Here is a 10,163-nt window from a genome sequence, read left to right on the forward strand (position 1 = left end):
AAAAAATACTCCAATCGTTAGATTCTTAAGTCCAACAAATTGGAGTACCTACACGTGCAGCACTTTAAAAACAAAACTTTTTAAAAGCACACACGTCGAAGCCAGGAGCCAAAGGTTAACTAGTCTTTTTCTGTTAAAGGAAACAAACTTCCGCCTTTTTATAATTCGTATCCATATTTTGTGAAGAACTCTTCTCTAAAATCAAGAAGTCTATCTTCTCTTATTGCCTGTCTTATGTTTTCCATTAATTTTAATAAGAAATGTAAGTTGTGAGTAGTTATTAATCTCGCACCTAACATCTCATTAGTTTTTATTAAATGTCTTATATACGCCTTAGTGTAGTTTCTGCAAGTGTAACAATCACATTCAGGATCAAGTGGAGTGAAGTCTTCTGCGTAAGTCGCATTTCTAACAACAACTTTTCCCTGACTTGTCATTGCAGTTCCGTTTCTCGCAATTCTTGTAGGTAGAACGCAGTCAAACATATCCACCCCTCTTATTACACCTTCTATTAAATCATCAGGACTTCCAACACCCATTAAATATCTTGGTTTGTCCACTGGCATAAATGGAGTTGTGTGTTCTAATATGTCGTACATCATTGGTTTTGGCTCACCAACACTTAGTCCACCTATTGCATAACCTGGTAAATCTATTGCAGTTATTTCTTTTGCTGACTGCTCTCTTAAATCCTTGTACATTCCACCCTGGATTATTCCAAATAGTGCCTGTTTTTCTGGATTTTTGTGAGCTTCTTTACATCTTTCTAACCATCTAGTAGTTCTTTCTAAAGAATTTTTAACGTATTCTCTACTAGCTGGGTATGGAGCACATTCGTCAAATGCCATCATTATATCTGAACCAAGTGCATTCTGTATTTCCATAGCTTTTTCTGGAGTTAGGAAATGTTTAGAACCATCTAAATGTGATCTAAATTCTACCCCTTCTTCAGAAATTTTTCTAAGTGGTCCAAGTGAGAATACCTGGAATCCACCACTGTCTGTTAATATTGGTTTATCCCAGTGCATGAATTCGTGAAGTCCTCCAGCTTTTTTCACTAATTCGTGACCTGGTCTTAAGTATAAATGATATGTGTTTGATAGTATTATCTGTGATCCTATTTCTTTTAATTCTTCTGGTGTCATTGATTTAACTGTTGCCTGAGTTCCAACTGGCATAAATATTGGAGTTTCTATATCGCCATGTGGAGTGTGAAGCACACCTAATCTCGCACCACTCTGTTTACAAGTTTTTATTAATTCGTAAGTTACTGCGTACATCTTCTCATCCTTTCTTTTTAATTTTATTTTATCTAATTATCAATTTCTTCTTTTTCCTCATTTTTCTGGCAAGTACACACGTGATTTTTGTCTTTTCTGTTTTTGCAGAATATTGGAAGTGCCTTGCATACAAAGTCGACTTTATGATCCTCTAACGTCTTTTCATCTTCGTCGTTTTCATTATGGTCTATCAAGTATTTTTTGATTATAAACAGCCCAGCAATCGCAATTACTCCTAAAAGTATCTCTAACATCCCCTCTTTTTTAGGAATTAAAAGCATTTTTCTTGCAATCGCATATAAAAGTGCCTCGATTAGCGCTCCTGGCAAATGAAGTGAAAGCATTACTACAAGCTCAACCCCGATTACTAAAAGCAGTATCTGCCCAAGCATGTCATTTAGCTGTTCATACTGAATTATATTTTCAAAATTAACTATATACGTATCCCATATAAGTCTTAGGACATCTATTGTTCCCAAAAATACTGCAATTAATACAACCGCCGCAAGAATTTTTTCGAAAATAAATGCCGTATTTAAAATAAATCCATTCTTCTTGTGTTTCAAATTTCTCAACCCCTAGTTTAATTTATTTTATAAACATTGCATCCCCAAAGCTGAAGAATCTATATCTTTCTTTTATAGCTTCGTTGTATGCATTTAGCACGTGCTCTCTTCCACATAATGCACTTACTAGCATTATTAGTGTAGATTCTGGTAAGTGGAAATTAGTAATTAGGTTGTCTAACACCTTGAATTTGTACCCTGGATAGATGAATATATTTGTCCATCCACTCTTTGCTGTCATGTGTCCGTCTTCTTCGGCAGCAGATTCTATTGTTCTACAGCTTGTAGTTCCAACGCATATTACTCTATTTCCGTTTTCTTTTGCTTTATTTATCTTGTCTGCAGCTTCCTGAGTAACCATGTAGAATTCTGAGTGCATTTCGTGGTTTAGTACATCGTCAACTTTTACAGGTCTAAATGTTCCAAGCCCAACGTGTAATGTTACAAATGCTATGTCTACACCCATTTCCTTGATTTCTTCTAATAATTCATTTGTGAAATGTAGCCCTGCAGTTGGTGCCGCAGCAGATCCATTGTGTTTAGAATAAACGGTCTGATATCTTTCTTTTTCCTCTAATTTTTCCGTTATGTATGGAGGAAGTGGCATATTTCCTAATTCGTCTAATATTTCCTCAAATATTCCGTCGTAGTGGAATTTTATAATTCTCGCACCTTCATCAGCCATTCCAACTACTTCACCGATTAACTTTCCTCCACCAAATGAGAACTTAGTCCCTATTTTGGCTCTCTTTCCTGGCTTAACTAGTGATTCCCAAGTGTCGTCTGTGTTTCTCTTTAAAAGTAAAAACTCTATCTTTCCACCTGTGTCCACTTTTTCACCTATTAATCTCGCAGGTATTACTCTAGTATCATTTAAAACTAGACAATCACCCGGTTTAAGATATTCTTTGATATCTCTAAAAATTTTATGTTCAATCTCTCCAGTTTCCTTATCTAACACCATAAGTCTTGATGCAGATCTATCTTCTATTGGAGTCTGAGCAATTAATTCCTGTGGTAAATCAAAATTAAAATCGCTTGTCTTCAAAGCTCTCTCTTCCTTTCTTATAATCATTTTTTATAGTTCATCTGGTATATAACCTGATGTTGTTATTTGACATTTTATTTTTGCATACTCTTTTTATGATAACAAAAAAACAAATTTTTTTCCATATATATTTACAAATTGACTTTCTTTAAAATTCATCAATGAAACTTTTGTAAGAATATTTTTTACAGGTAAATTTTTCTTTATGTGCAAGTATTTTCAATATTTAGAAGATATTTTTTTCTGAAATTTTAAAAACTTTCTTCTATTAATATATTAGATTTTATTTTGGAATTATTTTTCTTTTAGGAGTGGTAATTTTTGACAAAAAAATAGAACCCTCTGGCTCTCACCCACTTGCATTTAATGGTTTTATAAACTTTTTATCTAAGTACAAACTTTCTCAATTATTCAAATCTCTTGCTATGTAAAAAACTAAGGGAGGCTACACAATATTATAACCCGGCGACAATGCAGCTCGACTGCCTGGAGCGGGGATAATATGTGTAGGCTCCCTCTTTTTACTTATCAGAGATTTCATAATTGAGATGTTTGTACGCTTTTGGCATTGCCATTCTTCCTCTCGCACCTCTGTTTATAAATCCTAACTGTATCAGATACGGTTCATATACGTCTTCTATTGTATTTCTATCCTCACCTATTGAAGCTGCAAGTGTATCCAGTCCAACTGGCCCACCACCAAACTTCTCGATGATTGTTTTTAAAAGAGTTTCGTCTACATAATCAAGTCCAAGAGAGTCCACACCAAGCAATTCTAGTGCATCGCTTGCAACCTGTTCTGTAATATCTCCATTTGCTCTGACCTGAGCGTAATCTCTAACCCTTTTTAATAATCTATTTGCAATTCTTGGTGTTCCACGAGATCTTCTAGCAATCTCTGCTGCAGATTTTTCATCAATATCTGCACCTAAAAGTCCAGACGATCTCTTAACTATCTGAGCAAGCTCGTCATTTGTGTAGTAGTCTAGTTTGCAAATTACACCAAATCTATCTCTAAGTGGATTTGTAAGCATACCTGGTCTAGTAGTCGCTCCAATTAGAGTGAATTTAGGTAAATCAAGTCTTATACTTCTAGCTGATGGCCCTTTACCGATTATAATATCCAAGCAAAAATCCTCCATCGCAGGATAAAGAACTTCCTCAACACTTCTGTTTATTCTGTGAATTTCGTCTATAAATAAAACATCATTCTCTTCTAAATTTGTTAGTATCGCAGCTAAATCCCCAGCCTTTTCTATTGCAGGACCAGATGTTATCCTTAAATTAACGCCCATTTCATTGGCAATTATTCCCGCTAATGTAGTCTTTCCAAGGCCTGGAGGTCCATATAAAAGTACGTGGTCTAGCTGTTCATTTCTACTTCTGGCTGCCTCAATAAAAATACTAAGCTGCTCTTTTGACTTTTCCTGACCTAAATACTCATCAAGTGTTTTAGGTCTTAAATTATTCTCAATTTCCACATCGTCCATCTGCATAGTAGACGTTATAATTCTATTTTCATCGAAATCTTCTAGCATTTCCTCGTCAATTTCTCCCTTCTCTACCTCACAATCCAAACTTTACTTTAGATTATTTGATAGGATTTTTCATTAAGTATGTAAGTGATTTTCTGATAATTTCCTCAGTTTCCATACCTGGTTTCTTCATTTTCTTGACAGCTTCTTTTGCTTCAGCCTGTGTGTAACCAAGTGCTATCAATGCATCCACAGATTCGTCTATAGAAATAGCTGCTGGCTGAGCTTCTAATAAAGTAGGCTCAAACTCAATCTGTGTCTTATCTATCTTATCTTTTAATTCTAATATAATTCTTTCCGCAGTTTTCTTCCCAACTCCTGGAGCTTTAGATATTTTGGCTATATCCTCACTTAAAATATACGCTCCAAGCTGTTTTGGTGTTGCAAATGAAAGAATTGAAAGCCCAACTTTTGGACCTATTTTTGATATTGAAGTAAGCATATCAAACATATTTCTCTCTTCTTCAGAGTGGAATCCACATAAAAACATCTCGTCCTCTCTGACTATCAGCTTAGTAAATACCTTAGCTTTTTCGCCGACCTGATACTGAGCTGCTGTATTTGAAGACACCAAAATACTGTACCCTATATCGTTATTATCTATAGTAATACTGTCAAAACCTATTTCCTCGATAGTTCCCTTAATGTATCTATACATAACTTTTTCCTTTCTATAATCATACTTTCTTATAACTATTTCTTATTATAATCCCTGAATATTTCTCAAAGTTTTATCCAATTTATTTGCATGGGCGTGACATATAGCAATTGCAAGTGCATCGGCGACATCATCAGGTTTTGGTACTTTTTTAAGCTTTAAAAATGAAGTAACACTCTTCTGCACCCGGACTTTATCAGCTCTACCATATCCACAAACTCCCTGCTTAATCTGAGGTGGTGTGTACTCGTAAATTGGAATATTATTGTGAGCACACGCAAGAAGAGTAACCCCCCTCGCTTGAGCAACAGTAATCGCAGTCTTTACGTTCTTGTTGAAGAACAGCTCCTCGATTCCAACCTCATCTATATCATAACTCTTTATAATCGTATCAACTCCCTTGTACACCATCTCTAGCCTAGTAGTCAAATCTGTGTGCGCTGGAGTAGTAATCGCACCGTAGTCGATAACTCTAAAATTATTTCCCTTGTATTCAATAACCCCGTATCCTACAATCGCGATACCTGGGTCAATCCCTAAAATAATCAAAACAAAAATCCTCTCTCTTTTAGTTTATATGGACCGATCTGTAAACAGAATCGTCCAATTTTATCAAACATATGTACTATTATACCATACAAACAGAAAAAAATAAAATCGTTCAAACTTTTGATATCATCAAAAAAAGACACTCAAAATAAAATGAGTGCCTACTTATTTATTTGCAATTTTCTTATTATTATATTCTTCCTTCAACTCTTCTGCCAACCAACTATCAGACATACAATGAATATCAGATATCCCATTTTTCATTAAAAAATATAAATCAGAATGATAGAATATTCTAAGTGCATCATTTTCAGAAACACCAGTAATTCTTGAAAACTCCATTATAACTCTTGCGTATTTCATATTTAATAAAGTTTTATTTGCTAACATATTCATCACATCCACTTTTCTCTAATTGTTCTACTAAGTCCTCAACAATCCAATCCTTACCTTGAGTATGTAAAATATCATAAAATTTTAAAATATACCCTTCTATAAGTTCGTTTTCATCAAGCAAATCAAAAACTTTAACTGAGTCCTCATTTATATAATTAGCCAAATTCTCCACGCAATATACAACAAAATCCATTTCCTTTTCATTTATCATAATAAATCACGTCCTTTTATAATCTCTATATAAAAATTATATCACAAAACCTACAACATACTTAAAATTTCCTAGCTAGATAAAAGCGTAATAAGAAATAGGAAGACTATATCTACCTCCAGCGACTCCCCGAAGATTTCTGAGCTAGATAGAAATGTAATAAAAAAGGAAGAATCTATATATGTCATACGACAATCTACAGACGCTTTCAACATTTGCTATTCGAACGGAGTTCGAAAAAAGCAAAGAAAGCGTCGAAGCCTGGAGTAGACATATATAGTTCTTCCTTTTTCCTATTTACGATTCTTTACTAACTCAGTAATCTTCTCTAGTCCTATCTTTGCAGCATTTATTTCTCCTTTATTCGGATAATTTGAAAGCACAACCACACCTTTCTTGCTGTGTTTCTCAAAACCTATAAAGCAGTCAAAATTATCAGTACTTCCATCGTGCCAGATAATCTTAGTATCGTCATTGATTACCCAACCAAGCCCCATATCGTACTTACCTTTAGAAATAGTATAATACTTCTTATGTCCTAAAGCTAAATACTCCGGATCACACTCGATATTTTCCTGAACAAACTTCATCATATCATTCACTGTAGACACTAGACCAGATGTCGCCGCATACACCTCGTCCCCATTCCATTTCCAACACTTACCTATCTCAGTATCTCCTGTATAGCCAGTATTTTCAAGACCTAGCTCCTCTACAGTTTCCTCTATAATCGTCTTAATATCCTTATCATATATCTTAGATAACACTTCTCCCATAACTGCTCCACCAAAATGAGAGTACACCCATTCACGATGCTTAGCATTTGGTTTAAAGCTTTCTATATCATTTAATATATCATTTTCCTTATATCCACAATATGGATTATCCTTGCTAAATAGCGCATTTTTCATTTCTTTTCTAGCTATATGCTTAGGATATGAATTTCCGTATCTTGCAGTGTGAGTTGCAAGCTGCTCTATTGTCGGATTGTGACTTATATTTTCGTCTAATATAGTCCCAATTTTGTCAGTTGGACTAACTTTTCCTTCGCTAATTGCCTGACATAGCTTAGCCATCATAATACTTTTAGTAAGAGATCCTATCTCGTATCTATGCTGTTGCTTAGTTATTTGAGCACCTTTATGACCGTAAACTTTGTATTCCATTTCTCCATTGTCTATAGTTCCAACTGTAAGAACTAAATTAGATGTGCCCCTTGCACTCGCATAATTTTTTATAAGGTTATCTGATATCATATTAAACCCTCCAATTTTCCTCTTTATATAATCTTATCTTCTTTACTCTCTTATACTACTCTATTCATATTTTACTCTTTTTCCACAAATTTATCCATACATCTATTTATTGCGCATCTTTGAAACAATCTGCTTAGATTTACTTTTGAAAATATCTAAAAGCATTTCAACCTCGTCCACCTTCATAAGGTGAATTGCTCCTCCATACACGACAACACCAGACATCACAGACGCAAACAATACTTTTATAAGGTGTTTTGTTCCATGAATACCGCTTATTGTAAGGAATTTATACACAAAATACACCACAACACCCATAATCGCTGCAGATATTATAGATTTTATTGTAGTAATTATTATCTTGTCTTGCCCGAAGTATTTTATCTTCTTTTTCAAGCTCATAAACAATAATAATATACATATTGTCGCTGAAATACTTGTCGCAAATGCAAGACCACAATGCCCCATAAATTTTATAAATACTAAGTTCATACAAATATTCATAAACATTGCAATCATTCCGTTTCTCATAGGTGTTTTAGTATCTCCAAAAGAGTAGAATACATTTCCAAGTATGTTTCTAAGCCCTGAAGCAGGTAATCCTAGTGCATAGTATGAAAGCGCCGCCGCAGTTAATAGTGTTGCACTGTGGTCAAACTTCCCTCTTTCAAACGCAAGTTGCACTATTGGAATTGAAAGTACCATTATTCCAACCGCTATAGGAACCATAAGAACTATTACCACGTTCACACTTTTTCTTATTATACCTGTAGCTGCTTTGCTATTTCCTTCACTAGATAGTTTAGATAGTAAAGGATATACAACAGACTGAATACTTGAGATAAACACACCTATTACAAATGTATTTAAAATAGATGCATCGTTTAACACAGTAATTATCCCGTCTCCAAGTGTAGATGCCAATGTTCTATCGACAACTGTATTTAGCTGATTTACCCCAACTCCTATAAACACTGGTATTACAAGTATTAACGTCTTTTTTATGTATTTATCTTTTAAATCTATGTAGAATTTGTACCTATATCCATCGTGGTACGAAACTGGCACCTGGAATAAGAATTGACTCGCCATACCAATCAATGTAAATATAGGCATTAGTCTGATATCGTATTTTGCACTTAGATATATCCCCACAATAATTATTATATTAAATGGGATACCTGTGATGCTCGGCACGATAAATTTTGAGTTGATATTCATTAGGCATGTCATTATATTACTAAGCCCTATAAACACCATCCCCCATATCATTATCCTCGTAAACTCTGAAGCCAGCTTCAGTTTTTCTCCAGAATAGCTCATTGCAAATATTTTTACTAGCTCGTCAGAAAATATATACCCAATTACGGATAATAATAAGCTGACAACAACTATCATATTGAATATATTATTTACAAATTTATCTGTCCCTTCCTTGCCCAGATCTTTTTCCACTGTGTAGTACATCGGAATAAATGTCGTCGCAAGCGCACTCCCTATCGTTGAAAATATAACCGTCGGAATATTCATCGATGTTATAAACGCATCGGTAACCATTCCTGCACCGTGGACAGATACCAGTATAGTCTCTCTGGCAAATCCAAAAATTTTCGAAACCATGGTAACTATGAAAAGTCCCATAGTAGCTTTTGCCACCTTGCTCATAATTTTCCTCCTGATTTTTATATATACACAAGAATACTCTCTCTTAATTATTTTGTATACACTTTCAAAGGATTTTTCTATTATATTTCATATGATTTATACTTTTGTATTTATTATCGTTTTTCTTTGAGTATATATTAAATTATACACCTTTGAAATTTTGTTTTTTATATTTTTTTCAAAATTTTTTGTTTTTTTACTTTTATATGTTTAAAGAAGATTTTAACGGGTAATTATATTAATAAGTGATTGAGTAAGATGAGAAAAATTTTCGATGAGAAATTTAATCAATCCTATTATTGCTAAGGTAAGAATCAAATTAAAATAAAAAATACGACACAAAGTGTCAATTATTAGGAGGAATTTAAAATGACAAAATTCTATTTATGTGAAAGATGTAAAAATTTAGTTGAGGTAGTATATGAAACTCCAGTACCATTAATGTGCTGTGGACAGAAAATGACAGAACTAGTTCCAAATACAGTAGATGCAGCTACAGAAAAACACGTTCCAGAAGTATGTGTTGAAGGAAACGTAGTAAAAGCTCAGGTTGGTTCAGTAGAACATCCAATGGAAGACAAACACTACATAATGTTCATACTTCTTGAAACAGATCAGGGAGTACGTAGAAAAGACCTTAAACCAGGTGAAAAACCAGTTGCTGAATTCGCTTTACTTGAAGGTGAAAAACCAGTTGCTGTATACGAATACTGTAACTTACACGGATTATGGAAAAAAGAATTATAAGAACTATAGGGTGTTGCAATAGTTGCAACACCCTTTTTTATTGTATAAGTGGTTATAATTTACTTCTTATTAATGAATATAATAAGAAAAATTAGCCAATTATTTGTTACTATGCGAAGCATAATAGTATATAGACAAACTTCTCTCCAGGCTTCGACGTGCATGTAAGTAAAATATTTTGTTGTAATTAAAACCCACATGTAGGTACTCCAATTTGTTGGACTTAAGAATCTAACGATTGGAGTATTTTTT

The 10,163-nt window shown here is 34.0% G+C and carries 11 protein-coding genes; 1 reads left to right on the plus strand and 10 read right to left on the minus strand.

Annotated elements, in window-relative coordinates:
* Positions 1-158 precede the first annotated feature (158 nt).
* From tgt to murJ, 10 genes are all read right to left on the minus strand, one after another.
* Positions 159-1,280 carry a tRNA guanosine(34) transglycosylase Tgt gene (gene tgt / locus DWX74_RS10650; protein WP_006439820.1) on the minus strand — a complete coding sequence of 374 codons (1,122 nt, stop codon included), beginning with the start codon at positions 1,278-1,280 and terminating at the stop codon, positions 159-161.
* 32 nt (positions 1,281-1,312) lie between these two features.
* On the minus strand, positions 1,313-1,846 hold the full coding sequence (locus DWX74_RS10655; protein ID WP_118549924.1) for a phosphate-starvation-inducible PsiE family protein: 534 nt from the start codon (positions 1,844-1,846) through the stop codon (positions 1,313-1,315).
* A gap of 22 nt (positions 1,847-1,868) precedes the next feature.
* Entirely contained in the window at positions 1,869-2,894 is a 1,026-nt protein-coding gene (gene queA / locus DWX74_RS10660; protein WP_040410371.1) for a tRNA preQ1(34) S-adenosylmethionine ribosyltransferase-isomerase QueA, read from the minus strand.
* Between the two features lie 521 nt (positions 2,895-3,415).
* Complete coding sequence (gene ruvB / locus DWX74_RS10665; protein ID WP_118549925.1) at positions 3,416-4,432, minus strand: Holliday junction branch migration DNA helicase RuvB; 1,017 nt, start codon at positions 4,430-4,432, stop codon at positions 3,416-3,418.
* Between the two features lie 52 nt (positions 4,433-4,484).
* Positions 4,485-5,087 carry a Holliday junction branch migration protein RuvA gene (ruvA, locus tag DWX74_RS10670; protein WP_118549926.1) on the minus strand — a complete coding sequence of 201 codons (603 nt, stop codon included), beginning with the start codon at positions 5,085-5,087 and terminating at the stop codon, positions 4,485-4,487.
* A gap of 45 nt (positions 5,088-5,132) precedes the next feature.
* Positions 5,133-5,636 (minus strand): crossover junction endodeoxyribonuclease RuvC, encoded by a 504-nt coding sequence (gene ruvC, locus DWX74_RS10675; RefSeq protein WP_118549927.1) that lies wholly within the window; start codon positions 5,634-5,636, stop codon positions 5,133-5,135.
* Positions 5,637-5,801: 165 nt separating this feature from the next.
* Positions 5,802-6,026: a hypothetical protein gene (locus DWX74_RS10680; RefSeq protein WP_040410369.1), complete on the minus strand. Its 225-nt coding sequence runs from the start codon at positions 6,024-6,026 to the stop codon at positions 5,802-5,804.
* Complete coding sequence (locus tag DWX74_RS10685) at positions 6,013-6,243, minus strand: DUF3791 domain-containing protein (protein WP_118549928.1); 231 nt, start codon at positions 6,241-6,243, stop codon at positions 6,013-6,015. Before DWX74_RS10685 ends, DWX74_RS10680 begins: the two co-directional genes overlap by 14 nt.
* 293 nt (positions 6,244-6,536) lie before the next feature.
* Positions 6,537-7,499 carry a serine hydrolase domain-containing protein gene (locus DWX74_RS10690; RefSeq protein ID WP_118549929.1) on the minus strand — a complete coding sequence of 321 codons (963 nt, stop codon included), beginning with the start codon at positions 7,497-7,499 and terminating at the stop codon, positions 6,537-6,539.
* 102 nt (positions 7,500-7,601) lie between these two features.
* On the minus strand, positions 7,602-9,164 hold the full coding sequence (murJ, locus tag DWX74_RS10695) for a murein biosynthesis integral membrane protein MurJ (protein ID WP_118549930.1): 1,563 nt from the start codon (positions 9,162-9,164) through the stop codon (positions 7,602-7,604).
* 369 nt (positions 9,165-9,533) lie between these two features.
* Between murJ and DWX74_RS10700 the strand changes: the two genes are divergently transcribed.
* Positions 9,534-9,911, plus strand: coding sequence for a desulfoferrodoxin family protein (locus tag DWX74_RS10700; protein WP_118549931.1), 378 nt, complete (start codon positions 9,534-9,536; stop codon positions 9,909-9,911).
* Positions 9,912-10,163 lie beyond the last annotated feature (252 nt).

Origin of the sequence: Peptoclostridium sp. AF21-18 (genome assembly GCF_003478825.1) — a bacterium.
GTDB lineage: Bacteria > Bacillota > Clostridia > Peptostreptococcales > Peptostreptococcaceae > Peptacetobacter.

What these genes read in the sequence shown, in the direction of transcription:
- tgt (WP_006439820.1), bottom strand. Translation starts at nt 1,280, where the DNA reads ATGTACGCAGTAACTTACGAATTAATAAAAACTTGTAAACAGAGTGGT.
- ruvB (WP_118549925.1), bottom strand. Translation starts at nt 4,432, where the DNA reads ATGCTAGAAGATTTCGATGAAAATAGAATTATAACGTCTACTATGCAG.
- ruvA (WP_118549926.1), bottom strand. Translation starts at nt 5,087, where the DNA reads ATGTATAGATACATTAAGGGAACTATCGAGGAAATAGGTTTTGACAGT.
- DWX74_RS10680 (WP_040410369.1), bottom strand. Translation starts at nt 6,026, where the DNA reads ATGTTAGCAAATAAAACTTTATTAAATATGAAATACGCAAGAGTTATA.
- DWX74_RS10685 (WP_118549928.1), bottom strand. Translation starts at nt 6,243, where the DNA reads ATGATAAATGAAAAGGAAATGGATTTTGTTGTATATTGCGTGGAGAAT.
- DWX74_RS10690 (WP_118549929.1), bottom strand. Translation starts at nt 7,499, where the DNA reads ATGATATCAGATAACCTTATAAAAAATTATGCGAGTGCAAGGGGCACA.
- murJ (WP_118549930.1), bottom strand. Translation starts at nt 9,164, where the DNA reads ATGAGCAAGGTGGCAAAAGCTACTATGGGACTTTTCATAGTTACCATG.
- DWX74_RS10700 (WP_118549931.1), top strand. Translation starts at nt 9,534, where the DNA reads ATGACAAAATTCTATTTATGTGAAAGATGTAAAAATTTAGTTGAGGTA.